The sequence below is a fragment of the Thauera phenylacetica B4P genome (genome assembly GCF_000310225.1).
Classification (GTDB): domain Bacteria; phylum Pseudomonadota; class Gammaproteobacteria; order Burkholderiales; family Rhodocyclaceae; genus Thauera; species Thauera phenylacetica.
The window spans coordinates 152,856-174,077 of sequence record NZ_AMXF01000001.1; the positions used below are offsets into that span (position 1 = coordinate 152,856).

At 66.9% G+C, this 21,222-nt stretch carries 19 protein-coding genes; 17 read left to right on the plus strand and 2 right to left on the minus strand.

Translation table 11 applies throughout. The features are described from left to right. Position 1: 1 nt before the first annotated feature. The 11 genes from C667_RS00605 (at position 2) to C667_RS00645 (ending at position 13,988) form a co-directional block, all read left to right on the plus strand. Positions 2-2,353, plus strand: coding sequence for a TonB-dependent receptor (locus C667_RS00605; protein ID WP_157302046.1), 2,352 nt, complete (start codon positions 2-4; stop codon positions 2,351-2,353). Then, the gene (gene dmeF, locus C667_RS00610; RefSeq protein WP_245538397.1) at positions 2,353-3,354 is read left to right on the plus strand and encodes a CDF family Co(II)/Ni(II) efflux transporter DmeF; all 1,002 of its coding nucleotides are present in this window, start codon (positions 2,353-2,355) and stop codon (positions 3,352-3,354) included. The genes C667_RS00605 and dmeF overlap by 1 nt, the downstream gene beginning before the upstream one ends. Further along, positions 3,351-4,622, plus strand: coding sequence for an MFS transporter (locus tag C667_RS00615; RefSeq protein ID WP_004355017.1), 1,272 nt, complete (start codon positions 3,351-3,353; stop codon positions 4,620-4,622). The genes dmeF and C667_RS00615 overlap by 4 nt, the downstream gene beginning before the upstream one ends. Before the next feature lie 116 nt (positions 4,623-4,738). After that, positions 4,739-6,469 carry an ABC transporter ATP-binding protein gene (locus C667_RS00620; protein WP_083881229.1) on the plus strand — a complete coding sequence of 577 codons (1,731 nt, stop codon included), beginning with the start codon at positions 4,739-4,741 and terminating at the stop codon, positions 6,467-6,469. Then, positions 6,466-7,788: an MFS transporter gene (locus C667_RS00625; protein ID WP_004355035.1), complete on the plus strand. Its 1,323-nt coding sequence runs from the start codon at positions 6,466-6,468 to the stop codon at positions 7,786-7,788. The genes C667_RS00620 and C667_RS00625 overlap by 4 nt, the downstream gene beginning before the upstream one ends. A gap of 92 nt (positions 7,789-7,880) precedes the next feature. Continuing rightward, positions 7,881-9,611 carry an ABC transporter ATP-binding protein gene (locus tag C667_RS00630; protein ID WP_245538398.1) on the plus strand — a complete coding sequence of 577 codons (1,731 nt, stop codon included), beginning with the start codon at positions 7,881-7,883 and terminating at the stop codon, positions 9,609-9,611. Between the two features lie 274 nt (positions 9,612-9,885). After that, positions 9,886-11,172 carry a recombination directionality factor gene (locus tag C667_RS00635; protein WP_004355039.1) on the plus strand — a complete coding sequence of 429 codons (1,287 nt, stop codon included), beginning with the start codon at positions 9,886-9,888 and terminating at the stop codon, positions 11,170-11,172. Between the two features lie 2 nt (positions 11,173-11,174). After that, positions 11,175-12,452, plus strand: a complete 1,278-nt coding sequence (locus tag C667_RS00640) for a metallophosphoesterase family protein (RefSeq protein ID WP_004355040.1) — start codon at positions 11,175-11,177, stop codon at positions 12,450-12,452. Between the two features lie 55 nt (positions 12,453-12,507). After that, positions 12,508-13,014, plus strand: a complete 507-nt coding sequence (locus C667_RS24495; protein ID WP_083881235.1) for a MarR family winged helix-turn-helix transcriptional regulator — start codon at positions 12,508-12,510, stop codon at positions 13,012-13,014. Between the two features lie 77 nt (positions 13,015-13,091). Then, positions 13,092-13,787, plus strand: coding sequence for a DNA alkylation repair protein (locus C667_RS24500; protein ID WP_245538399.1), 696 nt, complete (start codon positions 13,092-13,094; stop codon positions 13,785-13,787). Between the two features lie 12 nt (positions 13,788-13,799). Beyond that, positions 13,800-13,988 (plus strand): DUF6616 family protein, encoded by a 189-nt coding sequence (locus C667_RS00645; RefSeq protein WP_004355048.1) that lies wholly within the window; start codon positions 13,800-13,802, stop codon positions 13,986-13,988. A 4-nt stretch (positions 13,989-13,992) separates the two neighbouring features. On the opposite strand, the gene C667_RS00650 is transcribed toward C667_RS00645, so the two are convergent. Next, positions 13,993-15,030, minus strand: a complete 1,038-nt coding sequence (locus C667_RS00650) for an IS630 family transposase (protein ID WP_004355049.1) — start codon at positions 15,028-15,030, stop codon at positions 13,993-13,995. Between the two features lie 50 nt (positions 15,031-15,080). Between C667_RS00650 and C667_RS26785 the strand changes: the two genes are divergently transcribed. Continuing rightward, positions 15,081-15,254, plus strand: coding sequence for a DUF6616 family protein (locus C667_RS26785; RefSeq protein ID WP_370701702.1), 174 nt, complete (start codon positions 15,081-15,083; stop codon positions 15,252-15,254). Positions 15,255-15,328: 74 nt separating this feature from the next. Here C667_RS26785 and C667_RS00655 read toward each other — a convergent pair whose 3' ends face one another. Then, on the minus strand, positions 15,329-15,802 hold the full coding sequence (locus tag C667_RS00655; protein WP_004355051.1) for a hypothetical protein: 474 nt from the start codon (positions 15,800-15,802) through the stop codon (positions 15,329-15,331). Positions 15,803-16,167: 365 nt separating this feature from the next. On the opposite strand from C667_RS00655, the gene C667_RS26300 reads away from it, so the two are divergent. The 5 genes from C667_RS26300 to C667_RS00680 are packed head-to-tail and all read left to right on the plus strand — an operon-like array spanning position 16,168 to position 21,094. Next, positions 16,168-16,677 carry an AAA family ATPase gene (locus C667_RS26300; RefSeq protein ID WP_004355066.1) on the plus strand — a complete coding sequence of 170 codons (510 nt, stop codon included), beginning with the start codon at positions 16,168-16,170 and terminating at the stop codon, positions 16,675-16,677. Further along, positions 16,634-16,942 carry an IS66 family insertion sequence element accessory protein TnpA gene (gene tnpA / locus C667_RS00665; protein WP_004355067.1) on the plus strand — a complete coding sequence of 103 codons (309 nt, stop codon included), beginning with the start codon at positions 16,634-16,636 and terminating at the stop codon, positions 16,940-16,942. Before C667_RS26300 ends, tnpA begins: the two co-directional genes overlap by 44 nt. Then, positions 16,942-17,301 carry an IS66 family insertion sequence element accessory protein TnpB gene (gene tnpB, locus C667_RS00670; protein WP_004355068.1) on the plus strand — a complete coding sequence of 120 codons (360 nt, stop codon included), beginning with the start codon at positions 16,942-16,944 and terminating at the stop codon, positions 17,299-17,301. The genes tnpA and tnpB overlap by 1 nt, the downstream gene beginning before the upstream one ends. Positions 17,302-17,330: 29 nt before the next feature. Then, positions 17,331-18,950 carry an IS66 family transposase gene (tnpC, locus tag C667_RS00675; protein ID WP_004355071.1) on the plus strand — a complete coding sequence of 540 codons (1,620 nt, stop codon included), beginning with the start codon at positions 17,331-17,333 and terminating at the stop codon, positions 18,948-18,950. A 29-nt stretch (positions 18,951-18,979) separates the two neighbouring features. After that, entirely contained in the window at positions 18,980-21,094 is a 2,115-nt protein-coding gene (locus tag C667_RS00680; RefSeq protein ID WP_004355075.1) for an SMC family protein, read from the plus strand. Positions 21,095-21,222: the final 128 nt, after the last annotated feature.

Here is a 21,222-nt window from a genome sequence, read left to right on the forward strand (position 1 = left end):
CATGACATCCTTTCAAGCCCGCCCGAACAAAGCCCACCGCATCGCAGCACTTGTCGCACTCGCATCGTTTCATTGGACCTGCCTGGCCGCCGAGCTGCCTTTCGACATCCCAACCCAGCCGCTCGAGGCCGCGCTGAGGCTGTTCGAAGCACAGGCCGGCGTTGCGGTTCAGCGTCCGCTGCAGTGGCCCCAAGGGCTGGCTGAAACCCCGGCCTCTGCACTGAGCGGCCGCTTCGAGCCAATGCGGGCGCTGCATCGCCTGCTTGCGGGACATCCGCTCCAGATCGCGGAACGCGATGGACGCTTCGTGATCGCGGTGGTCGAGCAAGCCCAGCCCGCCACCGAGCCAGACAAGACCTTGCCCGCGGTGACGGTCACTGCCCGGCGCGGTGCCGAGCGCGCCAAGGACGTGCCGTTCAGCGTCAGCACGGTTCAGGGGTTTGAGCTGGAGCAGCGGCGCCTCACCACGCTCGAAGAAGCCCTGCGCGACACCCCAGGCGTCGAGGTCAACGCCTGGGGCGGCTTCGGCGACGCCAACGTGCGCATGCGTGGCGTGGGTTCCCTGTACCAGGTCAGCAGCGAGGACAGCTCGGTGGTCGTCAATCTGGACGGTACACCGCTGTCGGCGCGCAACGCTTCGCTGCCCATGTTGGACGTGGAACGTGTCGAGGTGCTCAAGGGACCGCAGGGCACGCTATTCGGGCGCAACAGCGAGGCCGGCGCCATCAACATCGTCACGCGCAAGCCAACCCGCGAACCCGATGGCTATGCGCGCGTCGAGGCCGGGCAGGAGGGGCAGCGGCTGGTCGAGGGCGCCGTGGGCGGCGCCCTCGCCGAGGACTGGACTGCGCGCATCGCGCTGCGCAGCCAGCAGTCGGATGACGTGGTCCACAACATCCAGACCGGCGAGCCGATCATGAAAGCCAAGGAACTCGGCTTGCGCGCCAGCGTGCTGTGGCAGCCGCAGGCGGCGACGTCGGTGCTGCTGACCACCGAGCATCAGGACCAGAAAGACAAGGTCGGCCTGATGCTGCTGCGGCCCTACGGCGACCCGCCCAGCCTGGATGCCACGCCCGGCCTTTTCGGTGCCGACGTGAAGAGCCATCGGCACGCGCTGGAAGTCAATCACGACCTGGCCAATGCACGCCTCACGTCTCACACTTCATTCCAGCAGCGCCGCGAAGACCAGACCTCGGGGGCCGATCGCATCGTGGCGGCCACCGTGTTCGGGATGCCCACCGAGTACCTCAAGCAATATCACCGCGACGAATCCGCGTGGAACCAGGATCTGCGCCTGTCCTCGCTGCCCGGTGCCGCGACGTTCTGGGTGGCGGGCGTCAATCTGTACGGCTCCAAGCGCGAGTACGACACCACCGTCGGCGGGATGACCGACAACCTGCGCGACTTCGAGACGCGCAGCGAGGCGGCCTACGGCGAAGTCACGGTGCCGCTCGCGGCCGCGCTCAAGCTCACCGGCGGCCTGCGCTACACGCAAGAGCGCAAGAAATACGACGCCAGCTTCGTCACCACCGGCTATCCGGCTACTCAGGACAGCCGCTCGCTCGACGACCGGTATGCGACCGGGCGGGTGGCCCTGTCCTGGGCGCTGGACACCCAGACCAACCTGTACGGCGTGCTCGCCCACGGGCACAAGGCCAAGGGCTTCCAGGACGAGACCTCGCAGGTCGCCGACGGCGATCCCTTCAAGGCCGCCAAGGTCGACAGCCTGGAACTGGGCCTCAAGTTCGAGAGCGCCGACCGCCGTCTCGCATGGACCACCGCGGCCTTCCTCAATCGAGTGCGCGACGATCACATGCTGGGCTACGACTACACCACCTTCGCGACCAAGGCGATCAACGCCGACACGCGAGCCCGGGGCCTGGAAGTCGAAGGCCAGTGGCGCGCGGCGCCCGGCCTCACCCTCAAGGGCGGCGCCGTCTACACGGACGCCACCATCACCCAGTCGGTGACGGGCGTATCGGGCGGCGACGTGGCTGCCGGCAACCGCGTGCCGGACGTGCCGCGCTGGAGCGGCAAGCTCTCCGTGAATTACACCCGGCCGCTGCCCGGTTTCATGGGGCTGGCCTCGCCGCAGCTCACAACGCTGCTGGCCTACCGGGTCATGAGCACGCGTGCCAACGATCCGCAGAACCACATCTTCCTGCCGCGTTTCCAGAAGATCGACGCGCGCATCGGCATCGCCTCGGGCGCCGGCGAACTCTATCTGTGGGTGGACAACCTGCAGGACAAGCGTTACGACCAGTACGTCTACTACTTCACCCCGAATGCCAATGTGGGCATGCCGACGCGCGGGCGGACCGTGGGGCTGGGCTTCACCTGGCAGTTCTTCTGATGTGCGACGCCATCATGAGTACTCTGTCTGTCGCGTCCCGAACCTGCCCGCAAGCCGATGCCTCGGCGCACGCCCATGACTTCGGCCAGGAGGGGATACGCCCGGCCGAGCGCCGGGTCGGCATGGTGGCCATGCTGACCGTCGCGGTGATGGGCCTGGAGGTCGCCGCCGGATGGTGGACGGGCTCCATGGCACTGTTGGCCGACGGAGTGCACATGGGGGGACACGCCGTTGCGCTGGGCCTTGCGGCTGGCGCCTATGCCATGTCGCGGCGCTACGCCCGTGACCGGCGCCTGAGCCTGGGAAGCGGCAAGATCAACGATCTGGCGGCCTACACCAGCGCCCTGATCCTGGCGGCATCCACGGCGTGGACTGCCATCGAGTCAGCGCAGCGCCTGCTGAGTCCCGAACCGCTGCGCCCGACGGAAGCCCTGGTCGTGGCCGTGCTTGGGTTGGCGGTGAACCTGCTGTCCGCCTGGCTCCTGGGCGGTGCGCACGATCATGGCCATGAACACGACCATCACCACGATCACCCTATCCATGTGCACGACCACAACCTCGGTGCCGCACTAGCTCATGTGCTTTCCGATGCCGCCACGTCGGTGGCGGCCATCGCCGGTCTGCTCGCGGCCGGGGCCTGGGGCTGGACCTGGCTGGACCCGCTGATCGCATTGCTGGCGCTGGGCGTGGTGGCGCGCTGGGCCGTCGGGCTGCTGCGCCAGACCGGTGCCGTGCTGCTCGATGCCGAAGGCCCCGACGAACAGCGGCGCCAGGTGCGTACCCGGCTCGAAGCGGTGGCCGACAGCCGCGTGACCGATCTGCACCTGTGGTCTGTGGGCCAGGGCGCCTGGACGCTCGCAGCCTCGGTGGTCAGTCACGGCCCCGCCGCACCCGATGCGTACAAGGCCGTGCTCGCCGGCCTGCCCGGCATCCATCACCCGCTGGTCGAGATCCATGCCTGCCGCCATTGCCCGAGTCCCCATGGGGCGGAGTCGCCATGACCGAAGTTGCGACGACGACACGCCTGCGCACTCCGGCCGGCACCTGGTGGCTGCTGGGGAGCCTCTACACCACCCAGTTCCTCGCCCTCGGCTTCCTGTCGGTGGCGCTGGTCGCCCTGTTGCAGGAGCAGGGCGCCTCCATGTCGCGCCTGAGCCTGATCTATCTGCTCGGCACGGTCTGGGCCCTCAAGCTGCTGTGGGCGCCGCTGCTCGACCATTTCAGCTGGGCCCGGCTGGGACATTACCGCGGCTGGCTGCTGCTCACGCAGGCCGGGCTGGTGCTTGCGCCGCTGGCCATGATGGCGTTCGATCCGGTCGCGGACTTTGCCGCCGTCTATGCGCTGGCCGTGCTCGTCGCCGTGCTGTCGGCGACGCAGGACGTGGCCACCGACGCCATTGCCTGCCGCACGCTGCCCGAGGCCGAACGGGGCCTGGGCAACGGCATCCAGACGGCGGGCGGCCTGCTGGGGAATCTGCTCGGCGGCGGCGTGCTGGTGATGGCCTATCCGAGCATCGGCTGGGGCGCCTGCATGGGGTGGCTCGCCGCAGGCACGGCCGTGTCGCTCGTACAGCTTGTCTGGCTGCGCGAGCCCGGACAGCGCCTGACGCCCCTGTCCGCGCGCACCCTGTACGGGCGCCTGCGCACCTTCTGGCCCGATGCCGGGGGCGTCGGCTGGCTGTTCGTGCTGCTCCTGTTTCCCTTCGCGGCCGGACTGGCCTACGGCCTGGTGACGCCGCTGCTGGTGACGGCGGGCTGGAGCATGGAGCGCATCGGCCTGGTGACCAACGTCGCTGGTTCGCTGCTCTCGGCGGCCTCGGCGCTGGCGGTCGGCTGGCTGCTGCCGCGCTGGGGGCGGCGGCGCGCACTGATCATGGCCGCGGCCATCAATCTCTTCGGCAGTGCGGCGCTGCTGGCCCCCTGGGCCGGCTGGGGCGGCGCTGGCGGGAGCGACGCTGCCTTGACGCTGGCCGTGTGCCTGTACTTCCTGTGCTACACGCCGCTGCACGTGGTGCTCGCCACGCTGATGATGGACCGTGTCCACCCCGCCAGCGCAGGCACCGACTACAGCCTGCAGTTCAGCGTGTTCATGCTGTCCAGCATGGGCTCGGCCACGCTGGCGCCGCTGCTGATCGACGCGCTGGGCATGCGCGACACGCTGCTCGTCGGCGCGCTCGCCGCCCTCGCGTCGGTGGTGCTGGCCTGGCGCCCCCGCCTGTCGACCCCGCCGGCTCCCGCAACGCCCCCCACACCGGCCCGTCCGTCATGAACACGTCCAACACCGCGACAGCCGATCGCTCGGCACTGCCTCCCCCAGCCGATCCGCAGGCGGGTGATACCGCAGCACTAACGCCTCGATCGGTGCATGCCTCCCCGTGGCGGATCATGCAACCGGTGCGCAGGCGCATCCAGTTCGCCATGGCCCTGTCTGCGCTGGCCACACTGTGCCAATTCGTCGTGCTCGGGGCGCTGGCCTGGATGGTGCGCGCGCTGCTCACAGAGACCGCCCCAGATCCATGGCCTTGGCTGGCGCTGGCCGCGCTCGGCACGGTGCTGTTCCTCGTGCTGCGCATCACGGCCTTCAACCAGTCCCACTACGCTGCCTTCCGGCTGGAGACGATCCTGCGCACGCGGGTGGCCGAGTATGCGGCCCGCGTGTCCATGGGTGAGGTCCAGCGCCTGGGCTCGGGGGCGCTGGCCAAGGTCATGCAGGACGACGTGAATGCGCTGCATGTCTTCGTGGCCGACAGCACACCGCTGTTTGCTCGCGCCGCCGTGGCGCCTCTCGCAAGCCTGGCGCTGATGTTCGCGCTCGACTGGCGTCTGGCGCTGGCCGCGCTGGGCGTGGTGCTGGCAGGCCTGGCCGTGCTGAGCCTGGCCATGCGCGACCGGACCGAGATGGTGCGTCGGTACAACGAGGCGCGCGAACAGGTCAGCGCCGCTGTGGTGGAGTTCGTCCAGGCCATGCCGGTGGTCCGCACCTTCGACACCGGTCAGTCCACCTTCGGCCGCTACCAGCGCGCACTCGACAGTTACCTGGACGTGCTCCTGCGCTGGTACGCGGGCGCGGCGTTCAGCGCGCGTTTCGGCATGGCGGCCATGAGTGCGCTGCCCACGCTGGCCGTGCTGCTGGCGATGGGCGGCTGGCAGTTCCAGGCCGGCCGGCTCGACTTCGGCACCTGGCTGGCCGTGCTGCTGCTGGGCGCCGGCGTGGCCGAGGCCATGCTGCCGTTGATGACGCTGATGCATCTGGTGGACAAGACCATGTTGTCGGTGCGTCGCATCCAGCAGGTGCTGGAGTTGCCCGTGCTGCCGCAGCCCACGGCGGCGCAAGAGCGCGCGCCTGCAGACGCCAGCGTGCGCTTCGAACACGTCAGCTTCAGCTACGGTGCCGATGCCGCCGAGCCCGCCCTCGCCGACGTCAGCTTCTGTGCGGCGCAGGGCACCGTCACCGCGCTGGTCGGCCCCTCGGGCGCGGGCAAGACGACCGTGGCGCGCCTGATCCCACGCTTCTGGGACGTGAACGCCGGCCGCGTGCTCGTCGGCGGTGTGGACGTGCGGGATATGAGCGCCGATACCTTGATGCGGCACGTGGCCTTCGTCTTCCAAGACACCTTCCTCTTTGCCAGCAGCATTGCCGACAACATCCGCCTGGGCCTGCCCGAGACGACGATGGACGAGGTGGTCGCCGCGGCCACCGCGGCGCAGGCGCACGAGTTCATCAGCGCGCTGCCGCGAGGCTATGACACCCCGGCCGGCGAGCGCGGCGTGTTCCTCTCGGGCGGGCAGCGCCAGCGCATCACCATCGCGCGCGCCATCCTGCAGAACCGGCCCATCCTCGTGCTCGACGAGGCCACCGCCTTCGCCGACCCGGAGAACGAGGCCGCACTGGTGCAGGCGCTGTCGGCCCTGATGCGAGGCAAGACGGTGCTCATGGTTGCGCACCGCCTGGCCACCATCCGCGACGCCGATCAGATCCTGGTGTTCGAGCGTGGCCGCTTGGCCGAGTCCGGAACCCACGAGGCGCTGCTGGCAGGCCAGGGCGTCTACGAACGCCTGTGGGCCGGCTACGAGCGCGCCCAGCACTGGACCTTGCACACGAAAGCCCTCGCATGACGATCCCTGCCCCCCGAACGAATCTTCGCGACGACGCACTGCTGGCCGTCCTGTTCTTCGCCCAAGGGCTGCCCACCGGGCTGGCCTGGCTCGGCTTGCCGGCGTGGCTGCGCAGCCACGGCGCCGCGCTGGACACCATCGGCCTGGTGAGCCTGACTTTCCTGCCCTGGGCGCTGAAATTTCTGTGGGCCGCGCCGGTCGAGCGCCTGGCGGTACGGCTGGGTTGCGGTCGCGTCATCGCCGCCACGCAATTTGCCGCGGCCCTGGCCTACGCCGCCCTGGCGGCGGTGGATTTGCGCACGCATTTCCTGCCCGGATTGGCGCTGCTGACCCTGTTGGCCGCCGCCTGCGCGACGCAGGATGTCGCCACCGATCGCCATGCCATCGTCCGCCGAGGGGCCATCGGCGCTGCACGCATCAACACCCTGCGTTTCGCCGGTTTCACGGGCGGCATGCTGGCTGGCGGAGCCGGCCTACTGCTGGCCGGCGCCACGGCGGGCTGGGCCGCCTTCATGCTCGCGTGCGCCTCGGCCATGATCGTCGCGGCCGCCATGGCGATTCGGATGATGCCGGCGGCGCGAACACCTGGCGGTGCACTCGAACTTCGAGCCCGGGACGATGCGGCGCGGGTGCGCCTGCGCGGCTTCTTCGGGCGTGCCCACCCCTGGACGCTGCTCGCGCTGGCCCTATTGTTCAAGAGCGCCAGCGCCGCCAGCGAATCCATGGTCAAGAGCTTCTGGGTGGACCACGGCGTCACGCTGGAGCAGGTGGGCATCATGACCGCGGTGAACCTGGGGTTGTGGGGACTGGTGGGCGCTCCGCTGGGCGCCTGGCTGCTTGGCCGCAAGGGGCTGTCCGCGCGCGGTGTGGCGGCCGGGGCGGGTCTGTGTGTGGCGCTGCTGCTGGGTCTGCTGGCCGCTTGCATCCACGGCGGCCTTGGCATCACCTGGCGGCCGACATCGGACATCGAGTGGGATTGGGTCTACGTGCTGCTGCCAGCGCTGCAGGCGGTGGCCGACGGCGTGGCATCGATGGGCTTCTTCACTGTCTTCACCCGTGCCGTCGTCGGCCGGCAGCCGGGTACCGACCTCACGCTGGTGATGTGTGCGGAGAGTCTGGGCGGCCTCGTGCTCGGCGCGCTGGCCGGCGTCTCGGCGGCGCGGCTGGGGTACGGAGTGCATTTCGCTCTGGCCGGTGCAGCCTACGCCGCCTACATCGCCTGGGCTTGGCGGGCGCTGCCGCGCGTGGATGTCCACGCTGCGGTGAACGAGCCCGCCAGCCAACCCTTCACCGCCACACCGACCCGAGCCCTGCCATGAGTACCGCAACCATTGTCCACGCCACTCCTCTCGCCACCTGGCGCCAACTGCTGCAACGCCTGCTGCGCAGCACCGGCGGCGAGGCGCAGGCGTTGCGCGCCAGCCTCGCCGGGCTGGCGGCCGCTGCTGCCGTACAGGGCTTGGCGTTGGCCTGCGTGTTTCCAATGCTTGCCGCGCTGGCGGGCACGGCGAACCGCGAACCCGATGGCGCCGCCGCATCGCGCTGGCTGCTCGCCTTCGTGGCGCTGGCGCTGATCGCCTCCGCGCTGCGCTGGCGCGCCCAGGGCTTCGATTTTCACGGACACATGGCGCGCGCCACCCATGCCCTGCGCACGCGGTTGGGCGCGCAGTTGCGCCGCATGCCGCTGGAGACCATCCAGGACAAGCGTGCGGGCGAACTGAACGCCGCCCTGCTGGGCAATGTGGACGAGAACTTCAACTACACACTGACGGTGGTCAACCTGATCGCGCAGGTGCTGGTCATGCCGCCGGTGCTGGCATTGGCGCTCTTGACCGTGGACTGGCGCCTCGGTCTCGCACTGCTGCTGATCTACCCACCCATCGTCGTGCTGTACCGCTGGCGCCGCCCGTACCAGGCGCGCGGCATGCGCGCACTGGAAGACGCCCACCGGCGCGCCAACGCCGACATCGTCGAATATGCGCAGGGCCTACCGGTGCTGCGCGCCGCGCGCTGCGAGGGCGAGAAGGCCGTCGCGCTGCAAGCCTCGTTCGCGCAGGTCGAGCGCGTGCAGACCATCGGCCAGCGCAAAGCCGCCGGGCCGAAGATGATCTTCGCCAGCGTGGTCGAGCTCGGACTGCTCGCCACGGCCGCAGCGGGCGCCGGTTGGGTGGCGGCGGGCACGCTGGAGCCGGCCCTGCTGGCCGCGTGGCTGGTCGTACTGGTGCGGTTCTCCGAGCCGCTGGCCAACTTCCTCAGCTACACCAACATCGTCGAGCTGGTCGAGGCGGCCCTGGACCGTATCGAGGCACTGCTGGCCGTGCCGCCGTTGCCGCAGCGCGAGCCGGCGCACATGCCCGCGGCGTTTAGCGTACGCTTCGAAGACGTGTGCTTCCATTACGCGGGTCAGGACGCGGCGCGCGACGCGCCGGTGCTCGCCGACTTCAGCGTTGATCTGCCCGAGCGCGGCATGACGGCGCTGGTCGGCCCCTCGGGCTCGGGCAAGACCACCATCACCCGCCTGCTGATGCGCCACGCCGATCCGCAGGCGGGCCGCATCCTGATCGGCGGCATCGACCTGCGCGAGATGACGCCCGATGTACTCAATGGCCTCGTCTCCACCGTGTTCCAGGACGTCTACCTGTTCGACGACACGGTCATCGCCAACATCCGGATGGCCCGCCCCGATGCGGGCGACGAGGCAGTGCGCGAAGCCGCCCGCGCCGCGCAATGCCTCGACTTCATCGAACGCCTGCCGCAAGGCTGGGATACGCGCCTGGGCGACATCGGCGCGCGCCTGTCCGGCGGCGAACGCCAGCGCATCTCCATCGCCCGCGCCCTGCTCAAGGACGCACCCATCGTCATCCTCGACGAGCCGACCGCGGCGCTCGACACCGAGAGCGAGCTGGCCGTGCAGCGGGCCATCGACGCGCTGGTGGAGAGCCGTACGGTCATCGTCATCGCCCACCGGCTTTCCACCATTGCGGCGGCCGACCGGATTCTGGTCATCGATGGCGGTCGGCTCGTGCAGCAAGGCCGGCACGACGAACTCCTTGCCAGGGAAGGGCGGTACCGCGCGATGTGGGCAGCTCAGCAGCGCGCCAAGGCCTGGCATGTTCGGCAGGCTGCTTTGGCCGAACAGTGACTATCCGGTCCACCGGGACCCCTTCCATCCCGCCAGCGTTCATCAGCGCCAGCGAGGTCAGACGACACGCACGATCGTGCAGAGGTGCCATGAGCGGCGCTTCAGCCTCGGCGTTCGGTTGACCTTGCATTTCACGCAAGCGGAAATCGCGAGGGCAGGGACGGGCCGACGCTTGTTCCGGTCGGGAGGAGAGGGCGTTCGCGGGCTTGAAAGGTGGTAGCGCGCTGAGAGCATGAATCGTCGGCATCTGCCGAGGTTCATGAAGGAACGAAACATGGCGAACACCATCGTCACCGTTCAGGGCGGTTCCGTCGCGCAGCCGACACTGCTGGGCCAGGGGCCTGCACGCATCCCGACCGGCGGCAAGATTCGTCCGGGCATCATGGTGCTCACCAAGCGCGCGGCTGAGATGCCGAAGGCGAAGGAGATCTACAGGCAGGGCGTGGCCGATGGCCATTCGTTCGAGCAGATCGAGCGTACCTTGAAGGAGGCGCTGCCCCAACTCAAGTCGCCGCTGGTGCCGCGCAATGTGCCCTGGTTCACGGTACGGGCTCAGGATTTCTCCAACCCGGAGGTCGCGCAACAGATCCTCGACGCTTACGGCGAGGAGCGGGGCCAGGGGCGCCGCCTCTACCGCTTCCCCGTGGTGTTTCCGGCCGATCACTGGCAGAGCGTCATGCCCCACGAGCTGGCTGCCTGGGGTACGCACGAGAAGCGCTTCTGGTCTCAGTATTCGGCCGATGGCGTGACGCGCCATTGCATGTGCCACGCGCCGGTTCCGATGGATCACACCGGCCGGCGCACGATCCGCATCTTCGGCGGACGCAAGACCATGCTGCGCGAGGACAACGGCGGGGTCTGCGATCCCGAGTCTTGCCCGGAATACCAGGCGCGCCAGTGCAACCTCACCGGCCGCTTTCTTTTCTTCATCCCGGGCATCCGCACCATCAGCGCGCTGGAGCTGCCGACGACGAGCTTCTATGCGATGAGCAACGCGATCCAGCGTTTCCAGGCCATCGGCCACATGCGGGGCGGCCGGATCTCGGGCTTCCTTGGCCGGGCGCGCGAGACCTTCTATCTCACCAAGGTGCTGCGCGAGGTGCCGCACATCGACGAGAACGGGCGCGCCGTGCGCGTGCCGCAGTGGATCATCGAGCTGGAGGCGCCGATCGACGTGACCGCGCTCTTGCGCGACGGCGAGGATACGGAAACGGCCATCATGCAGGCGAGCCTGGCCGAGCAGGTGCTCGAAGGCGTGCCAGCGGGGCATTCAGCGGCAGTCGACAAGCCGGTCGAGGGCGATGTGAAGTCGGTGGAAGAGTCCGCGCCCATGCGCCCGGGGCATCCCACGCTTGAACAGCTGCTGGGGCGCGCCGAGGCGATGGGTTTGGATACAGGACGATTCCAGCAATACGCCGATAGGCGCTGGGGCCGGGGCTGGAAGATCAATCCCCATGGCCGCGGCCGTGCCTGGGACGAGATGGAGCGCTACGCCGCCGATCCGGAAGGCTATGCCGACAAGATCGACTGCGCCCTGGGCGCGGTGGCCGGGAGGGTTTGAGCATGCGCATCGCTCACTTTTCCGATCTGCACTACGGCGCGGCGACGCTGGAGGAAGCGGACCGGTGCTTCGGCGCGGCGGTCGACCGGGCGATCGCCGAGAACGTCGAGGTGGCGATCCTCTCGGGGGATGCCACCGACCACGGCCTGGACCTGCATGAGCCGGCCACCCTCAAGCTTCTGGCGCAGGTGCGCCGGCTGGCCGACCATTGCCCGGTGCTGATGCTGCAGGGGACGTTTTCGCACGAGCCACCGGGGACGCTGTCGGTGTTCCGGTTGTTGGGGGCACGCCATCCGGTGCATGTCGCCGACCGCATCGAGCAGGTCGCGCTGACGCGGGAGGGCCAGTGGCAGGCCTCGGGCAGTTGGCGCTTCGAGGACGTGCCGGCGGGCGCGCGGCTGCTGGTGTCCTGCGTGCCGACCATCAACAAGGCCGTGGTTGCGGCCACCGTCGGCGCTGCCGATGCGCCCCAGGCGGTGGGCGAGCACCTGGCGCTGTTGCTCGCGGGCTTTGCGCCGACCAACCGGCGGGCGCAGGCACAGAGCATTCCGACGGTCGCTGTCTCACATGGAACGGTGTTCGGCAGCCTCTCCGAGCATGGCGTGCCGATGGCGGGTTTCGACCACGAGTTCAGCACCGGCGTGCTGTTCAGCGCCGAAACCCAGGCCGTGATGCTGGGCCACATCCACCGCCATCAGTCCTGGGAACAGGACGGGCCGGCCGGCCGCCAGTGCATCGCCTATGCCGGCTCCATCGGGCGCTTCCACTTCGGGGAGGAGGGCGAGAAGGGCTTTCTGCTGTGGGAGGTGGGCGCCGATGCGGGGGCGTGCATGCTGGTGCCGACGCCGGCGCGGCGCACCATCGATATCGTGTTCGAAGGTCGGCCGGATCTGGAGACACTGCGCGAGGCCATCGCCAGCCATGGGGTCGAGGGGGCGCATGTGCGCGTGCGCTGGACAGTCGCGGACGAGGATCGCCACGCGGTCGACCGCACCGCAATCTGCCGATTGCTGGCAGGCGCCGCACAGGCCAAGCTGGAAGGGCGGATCGTTCCGATCATGCGGACCCGGGCGCCGGGCATCAGCCAGCTTGGCTCCCTGGCCGACAAGGTGCGGCGCTGGGCGGAGCTTACTGGCGTGGAGCCGACTTGTGTGTTGGGTTGCCTGAAAGCACTGAGCGAAGAGGGGCCGACTGAGATCGTGGAGCGTCTGCTCCAATCGATTGGGACGAGGGCGCTGGTGAAGGAATATGCCTCGACATGTGCGCGCGTGTTTGTTTGAATCGTGGAAGGCTGAATGTCTATATAATTAGGTACCATATGATATGGTGGCTAATGTGAAGTTCGATCAAAAATACCAAGCCCTACTTCAAGAGGCGCAGCGGCGGGGGCTCCCTGATGTAGAGGGAATCCGGCTGTGCTTTCAAGTGCTGTCGCTCGCGTCTTCTATTGATCGTGACTGTGCGCGCTTGCTGGCGCCCCACGGCCTCTCCGAGGGCCGCTTTGTGCTGATGTTCCTTCTAGAAGCCGCCAGCGATGGATTGGCTCCCAATGAACTCGCCAAACAGGCAGGCGTAACACGTGCTACGGTCACGGGACTCCTTGATGGCCTGGAACGTGAGGCGTTGATCGAGCGTCGGGTCGATAGCCATGATCGCCGGGCTTTGCGCATCTATTTGACCCGTAAAGGCAAACAGGTGGCAGTGAGGGTTTTTGATTCGCATGGGCGTTGGATTGCAGGCTTGTTCAGCAACCTGACTATCCATGAGCGTGGCCACCTTGCGCTGCTGCTCGATAAGGCTGCTGGCAACCTTTGCGTTGGTGGCGTAAAGACATGCAGGTGAGTCGGTCTGCCGCTCGCAAGGGGGCTACGCGTGGGACCGACATCCCTCCTGACATCCTTGACGGATTGTCGCGCGGCGTGTTGCAGAGCGCGACGCTCGTAGAGTGCCTCGCAGTAGATCAGGCTCGCCTGCTGCGTGCAACCTTTCCTGAACTGCCTCAGCGGTTACTGGCTGAGGCAGACGAGGTGTGCCGACTTGGCATCCTGAAGCGGATGGCGGGGATCGGCGCTGTGCTGCTGAATGCTCTGGGGACGGCAGGTATCGATCGCTGCCGTACTAGCGAATCGGACACAGTGCGTGGCTGGGCTTGTTTCATGATTGGTGCGCAGGTTCAGCAGGATCTATTGGCGCGTCTCGCCGCCATCCAACCGCTTGCTGACGACGCGCATTTTGGTGTTCGCGAGTGGGCCTGGATGGCACTACGACCACACCTGACAGAGCAGTTGGAAGTGTCTGTCCAGCAACTGGCGGTCTGGACAGCCTCTCCTTCCTGCCGTCTGCGACGCTTCGCCAGCGAAGCTTTGCGGCCGCGTGGCGTGTGGTGCGCGCACATCTCTTTGTTCAAGGACGAACCGAACCGTGGCTTGCCCATTCTGTCGCCGTTGCGTGCCGATCCGTCTGCGTATGTGCAGGACTCCGTAGCCAACTGGCTTAACGATGTCGCCAAGGATCAACCCGACTGGGTGCGCAGCCTTTGCGCACAGTGGCTTCAAGGCAAGCCCGCCGATGCCACACGCCGAATATGCCAGCGGGCTCTGCGTAATTTGAAATGAAAGGAACAACTTATGTCGCACTATCTCATCGAACTCTACACTCCCAATGCCGCGTGGCAGGTATTGTCAGCCGATCAGCGCAAAAAGTTCTTGAATGGTATTCAATCTGCCATGAGCGAGCTGTCTAAGCTGGGAATTGAAGTGCTGGCACTGGGCGAAAACGATCGCAGCATTGCGCAGGCTATTGCTCCGGCCCTGTGAAGTTTTAAGCGGCGTACCGAACCCGACGATCCTGGAAGTAGCTCATAACGCGCTCAGGAGTTTTCTCCAGCATCGTCATATGCTCGTTGGCGGCCTCGCGTAATTTGGCTTTGGTTCGCACTGGAACGCGCTTGCCCATTTCCTGCTTCAAGTCCGCGTTGAGTCGCTCCTCTGGGTTGAGTTGCGGACTGTAGCTGGGAAGGTAAAACAGCTCAATCTGATCCTTACGCTCGCCCACCCACGCCTTGACCAATTTGCTGTGATGCACACGCAAGTTGTCCAGTATCAGGAAGACTTTTTTGCCCGCGTCTTTGATCAAGGAGGCCAGGAATTCAATGAGCTTTTCAGCATCAAATGCTTCGTCAATGATCATCCACCGGGTCTTGCCCTGGTTGGTCACCGTGGCAATCATCGAGAGCTTTTGGCGCGTGCCTCCTACCGACATGGTCACAGGTGTTTTTCCCGCTGGGGCATAGCTCCTGCCGCGCACGTCAGTGTTGACCAGTGCGGTCTCATCACCCCAGTGGATTTCCCCTCCCTCCGCTCTGGCGCGCTGCTCTATGGCAGGGTATTCACCTTCGAGCCAGGCTTGCACCGCTGCGGGGCTTTGCTCGTAGGCACGTTTGATGGGTTTCTGTGGGGTGAAGCCCCATCGTGTGAGGTATTTTCCTATGCTGCGTACCTGCAGTTTGATGCCAAATTCCTGCTCAATGAGTTGTCCCACTGCAGCCCGGCTCCAAAGATGGAAGTCCATCTTCAGCTGCTCAGGTCGCTTGTCGATGATCATGCGTTGGATGGCATCTTCTTGGGCTTGGCTGAGCACCCGTCCATCACCCTTGTTGCGGCCACGAAGTGCTGGGCGAATGCTTGCCCACCCACCGGCCTCGAACAGATCAATCGTCGTGCGCACTGTCGGGTAACTCAGCCCGCTCATCGCCACGATTTGCATGACTTTGATGCCCTTCTTGTACAGCCGAATCACCTGCTTGCGCCTCTCGTGCAGTTGATCCAGTGTTTGATATCTTGCGTCTTCTTTTTCCATGACCAGTACATGGGGGCAGCGATCAAAATATCAATACTTTACTGGGCCGAATCTATAGCGAGCACCGCTTCGTGGGAATCTGGCGCTTTCCAGATCAGCAGGCGCGAAATGTACTTTTGGGGGGAATTTTGGCTAGCGGCTGGTACAACTACTTTGACCATGTGAATGCCGCCAGTGATGCGGGCGGCTTCGAGGGTCACTTGGTTGCCTTGGCGAGGGACTGAGCTTTGCGGTTCATGGGGTTGTCTCCAGACGGGAATTAACCTGACGAGGCTTGACCTGGAACGGCAGACTCGGCCTACGCGGAAAACCAAAGCGGGAAGGCCGCGAGGAGCTGGCTGAACGTGTGCTCGGCAGTCAGTGCGGGCAATTGCTCGGTGTGGAATGCCGCCGGAATGTCGTCCTGGCTCATCTCGCCCTTGCGCACGGCACGGTTCAGCACCTCCAGGCGCTCGAGCCAGATCAGCTCGTAGCGCGCGATGGCGTCCCATTCGGCCGGCGTATTGCTCTCCAGGTCGAAGGCGTAACCGGTGGCGATCGGGTCGGTGTCCTCATAGCGCACGCACACCTCGCGGTAACTGCCGAAGTCGTGCGGGAAGGACTTGATGACCAGGCCGGCCTGGCAGTCGGCAGGGACGGGATGCAGGCGTTCCAGCATGCGCTTGAACACCTGGCATTCGCGCCGGGAGCGTTCTTCGTAGTCGGGGCGGCCCACCTGGGCCGCGTTTTCTTCGCATGGCACGGGGCCGATGTTCATGATCTGGCTGGGCATCGAGGCGGTGTCTCCAAGAAGAACGGAAACACCTCCCCGCGCCGGGAACGTGTTCCCGGGATTGCGGGGTCCGCGAGGTGCGGAAATCAAAGGCAGGTAACGGCTGCGCCGCCCGGCACGCGGCCGGGTTCCCCGTCCGGGGCTGGAAGGGGGGGCGATCATCCGATCGCAAAGGATGAGGGAAGTCTGCTGGGGCTGGGTGAATCGGGCAACGGGGTGCGCGGCAAGGCGACGCGCACAGGTTCGAAGGCGCGCGATTTCCGGGTGCCGTGTGGACGTTTCTCGACAAGGCGCCACTCGCTCGCCCCTTGAAGCGGTGCGCGCCGGTGGGAAGCTGAAGGCTCTGACCTTTGGAGCCCGATGCGATGTATCCCCTCTCGCTCACCTTGAAGGGCTTTCGCGGCATCCGCGATGGCCTTGGACTCGACGTACTGACCCTCGACCTGGAGCGGCTGGCGGGCGATGCCGAACTGGTGGCGCTTTCCGGGGCTAACGGCCGCGGCAAGAGCACCATCCTCGACAACCTGCAGCCTTTCCAGACCCTGCCGTCCCGCGCGAGCCTGGCGGGGCCGGGCGGCTTCTCCTACTACGATCACGTGGTGCTGCCGGAAAGCGAGAAGGACCTGGTATGGCTGCACGAGGGGCGGCGCTTTCGCTCGCAGATCGTGATCCGCAACAACGGCCGGCGGGCGACCGATGCCTTCCTCTTCGAGGCCGATGCAGAGGGGCGTTGGCGTCCGGTGGTGCGTAACCGGTCACTGAGCGGCGTTCTTTGCCCGCCCGCGCCCACGCGGAACAATCCCTCCCACATTCATCAGGGAGGAGCCGGCAGTGACCAGGGCGACAGCGACCAACAACAAGTGGCGGCGGCGTAGCCGCCAGGAGTGGGAAACCGTCTTTGCGCGGTTTGCCGCGAGCGGCCTGGGGATCGAGCCGTTCTGCGCCCGCGAGGGGCTCAGCGAGTCGAGCTTCCGGCGCTGGCGTAGCCTGCTGGGCGAGCCGAGTACGCAGCCTGCCGCGCCGGCGATGGAGGCCACTGGCTTCGTCGACGCCGGCACGCTCAAACTCGGCGGCACGGGCCGCCTCGAACTGCGGCTCGACCTGGGCGACGGCGTGATCCTTCACCTGTCGCGCGGCTGATGTTCTTCCCCGAAGGCGCCGTCCGCGTCCATGTCTATGGCCGCCCGGTCGACATGCGCAAATCCTTCGACGGCCTGTACGCGCTCACGCGCCAGGCGCTCGGCTGCGATCCGCTGTCGGGCGAGCTGTTCGTGTTCATCAACCGGCGTGGCACGCAGATGAAGGTGCTGTACTGGGACCGCACCGGATTCTGCGTGTGGGCCAAGCGTCTCGAGCAGGGGCGCTTCGTGTCGAACTGGGCGCAGGTCCGCACGCGCCAGATGGACTGGACCGGGCTCAAGCTCTTGCTCGAAGGCATCGAGCCGGCCCGCACCAAGCGCCGTTTCAGATTGCCCCAGAACGCCGTGAAACCCGCATGAATGCTGGGCTCTACGGTAAAATATGCGCCATGTCCGCACCGCACTGCACCCCCGTTCCGACCCTTGCCGAGGCCGCCCAGTGGGCGCCCGAGCAGATCGTCGGACTGGCACAGGCGAACGTCGCCTTGCAGCGCGACATGGATGCGATGCGGCTCGAGTTTGCGGCACTCAAGCATCAGCTCGAGTGGTTCCGCCGCCAGCTCTTTGGCCAGAAGAGCGAGAAGCGCGTGGTGTCACCCGACACCACGCAGATGTATCTGGGCGAGTTGCCGATCCCCGACACGCCGCCCGACACCCCCGCCAAGACCGTGGCGGGACACACCCGTCGTGCGTCGCGCACCGACTTCGCCCAGAGCAAGGACGAATCGGCGCTGTTCTTTGACGAGACGCGCGTCCCGGTCGAGACGATCACGCTCGCCAACCCCGAGACCGAGGGCCTCACCGCCGAACAGTTCGAGGTGATCGGCGAGAAGGTGAGCCATCGCCTGGCGCAGCGCCCGGGCAGCTACGTGATCCTCAAGTACGTGCGCCCGGTCATCAAGCGCCGCGACACGCAGACGATCCACTGCCCGGCGGCCCCCGCCGGGGTGATCGACGGCAGCCGCGCCGACGTGAGCTTCGTCGCCGGGCTCATCACAGACAAGTTCTGCTACCACCAGCCGCTGTACCGCCAGCATCAGCGGCTCGGGGACAACGGCATCCGGGTCTCGCGCCCGTGGCTCACGCAGCTCACCCACGCGGCGCTCGCGCTGCTCGAGCCGGTCTTTACGGCCCAGCTCGACTCGATCCGCGCAAGTCGCATCAAGGCGATGGACGAGACCCCGATCAAGGCCGGGCGCGCCAGCCCGGGGAAGATGAAGGGCGGCTACTTCTGGCCGGTGTATGGCGAGCGCGACGAAATCTGCTTCGCCTATCACGAGGGGCGTAGTGGCAAGCACATCGCGCAGACCCTGGGGACCGACCCACCGCCCGAGGGGGCGGTGCTGCTCACCGACGGCTACGCGGCCTACGAACGTTACGCACAAAAATGCGGGCTCACGCGCGCGCAATGCTGGGCGCACTCGAGAAGAAAGTTCTTCGAGGCCCAGTCGATCGAGCCCGAACGGGCGGCGCAGGCACTGGAGATGATCGGCCAGCTCTACGCGGTAGAGCAGCACATCCGTGAGGCACAGCTCGTCGGCGAGGCACGCCGCGCATACCGGCTCGCCCAGGCCAAGCCGATGGTCGACCGGTTCTTCGACTGGGTCGACACCCAATTCGAATCCCACGGTCTGCTGCCGAGCTCACCGCTAACCACTGCCCTGGCCTACGTGCGTGAGCGCCGGGCCGCCCTCGAGGTCTACCTCGCCGACCCCGAGGTGCCGATCGACACCAACCACCTCGAGCGGGCGCTACGCGTAGTGCCGATGGGCCGCCGCAACTGGCTCTTCTGCTGGACCGAGGTCGGCGCGAAATACGTGGGGATCGCGCAGAGCCTGATCGCCACCTGTCGCCTGCACGACATCGACCCCTATGCCTATCTGGTCGATGTGCTCCAGCGCGTCGGCCAGCACCCTGCCGCCGATGTCGCGCAACTCACCCCAAGGCTGTGGAAGCAACACTTCGCGGCCAATCCGCTTCGATCCGATCTCCACCCGCGCTCGAAGTAGGCAAGAACGCCGCTCGGTTACCGCTTACGGTGGTGCTGCCGGATGGCACCCTGTCCGATGGCAAGACCGGCACCTACAACCGCTGTGTCGAACACTTGCTGGGTAGCGCCGAGACCTTCTTCACCTCTGCCTTCAGTGCCCAGGGCAAGCGCCAGCTGAGCGCCTACCAGAACAGCGAGATCAAAACCCTGCTCGCCGACCTGCTGGGGCAGGAGCACATCCGGAACGAAGGGAAGAAGGCTGCGCAGGTGGTCGACCTGCTGAAGGCTGGTCTGGTCGCCATGCGCCAGCAACAGGCGAGCCTGGACGAACAGCTCCTGCGCCTGCAGGATGAGTACCAGTCCTTGGGAGACACCGGCACGCGCATCGCCACACAGGCGCGTGCCCGGGTGGAGGCCCTGCGTGTGCAGGAAGCTGCCCACACGCATCTGGCCCGCCAGCAAGCGGTCTTCGATCAGGCGCGGGGCCTCGAAGCCCGGCGCACCCAGTTGAATGGCGAGCGCAGTGCCTTGATCGGCACGGGCAAACAGGTGATCGAGGTCATCGCCGACCAGGCGCAAGCTCAGCGACAACGCTTGGTGCGCCTCGAACAGCGCATCGCCCACCGCAAGGCGCAACGGTCGGCACAACTCCAGACCCTCGACCGCCAGCGTCGGCAATGCGACACGGTGCTTCTGGGCGAGGCGGCAGTGCGGCGCGCAGGCCGTCGGCTGTCGCTGGCAGAATCCGTGGCGGCCCGCCGCGCCGAGCGGTTGCAGTCTGCACGCCATCAGGTGCAGGAACTCAGCCGATGCACGGCCGCATGGGAGTCGGCCAGGCAGCGCCTGAAGGCGATCGAGCGTGAGGCGGGGCAGGCCGCTCTGAGGGCGGAGGATCTGGCGCGCCGGTTCGGGCTCGCACGGGAGGTGCCTTGCGCCGGGACCGACCTGCAGGGGCGGTGCAAGCTCCTGGGCGACGCCCGCGAGGCGCAGGGGTTGATGCCCAGCGCCCAGGGGGCGATCCGGCGCTTGTCCGCCGACAAGGCGGATGTCCAGCGGCAACTGAGCGAGCACGAGACGCAGCGTCGGGCCCTGACGCAGGCGCCCCAGGTGTTGGCGCATGCCGAGCGGCGGGAAGCCATCGCCCGCGATCGGGCAACCCGGTACGGCAGGTTGGCCGCCCGGATGGGCGAGATTCAGCAGACACTGACCCGACGCAACGACATCGAGCGGGAACTGGCAGCGCTGACGCAAGCCGGAAGCCAGGACGGCGAGACCGATGAGGAACATGCCGAGCGCCTCGACATCAGGGCGACGCTAAAGGCGCTGGAAGCACAGCACGAGCAGCAGGCCAAGCACTACCGACAGGGGCTCGATCGGCTGGATGAGGCACTGGCAGCCTTGCCGCCGGCCTTCGACGGACGGGTTCTGTCCGAGGCGGAGCGAACCCTGGCCGCAGCGCAGGCTGCATTCGCCGAGGCCGAGCGCGCCCACCTGCAAGCGGTGCGGGATGCCGAAAGGCGGACCGCCCTGGACCGCCAGCTCCGGGACAGGAAGCGGGAGCGGGCGGATGCAGCGGCACGCATCGCCCAGGTGGAGGCGCAGCTGGGCAACTGGAGCCTGCTGGTCAAGTGCCTGGGCAACGATGGCCTGATCGCGCTGGCGATCGACGATGCGGGGCCCGCCCTCGCGGGCCTTGCCAACGACCTGCTGTTGGCGAGCTACGGCCCGAGGTTCACGGTCTCACTGCTGACCCAGGTGGAGAACCGCAAGGGCGAGCAGCGCGAGGGCTTCGTCATCGAAGTCCACGACGGGGAGTCCGGGCAGAGCAAGCGGGTCGAGCAGATGAGCGGTGGGGAGAGGATCTGGGTGAACGAGTGCCTGGTGCGTGCGGTCGCCCTGTACCTGTCGCAGAACAGTGGCCGCTGTTACGGCACGCTCTTCAGCGACGAGGCCGATGGCGCTCTGGACCCGGCGCGCAAGCGCATGTTCATGGCGATGAAGCGCGAGGTGCTGCGCCTGGGTGGGTATGCGCGGGAGATCTTCATCTCCCAGACGCCGGAACTGACGTCCATGGCCGACGCGGTGATCAATCTGGACGCCTGGGGGCCTCCAACGATGAAAGCGTCGGCCCCGCCAGCTGAGCCGGAGTATCAAGGGGCATGATGGGCGTCACGGCTGGTTACAGAATGGACAACTGATGCCGGTTTTCCGGCAAATTGTGAACATGTAAGTTATTGTCGCTGCTTGGAAAAATGGAATTTCTATGGGGTGAGTGTTAAAATTGAACTTGT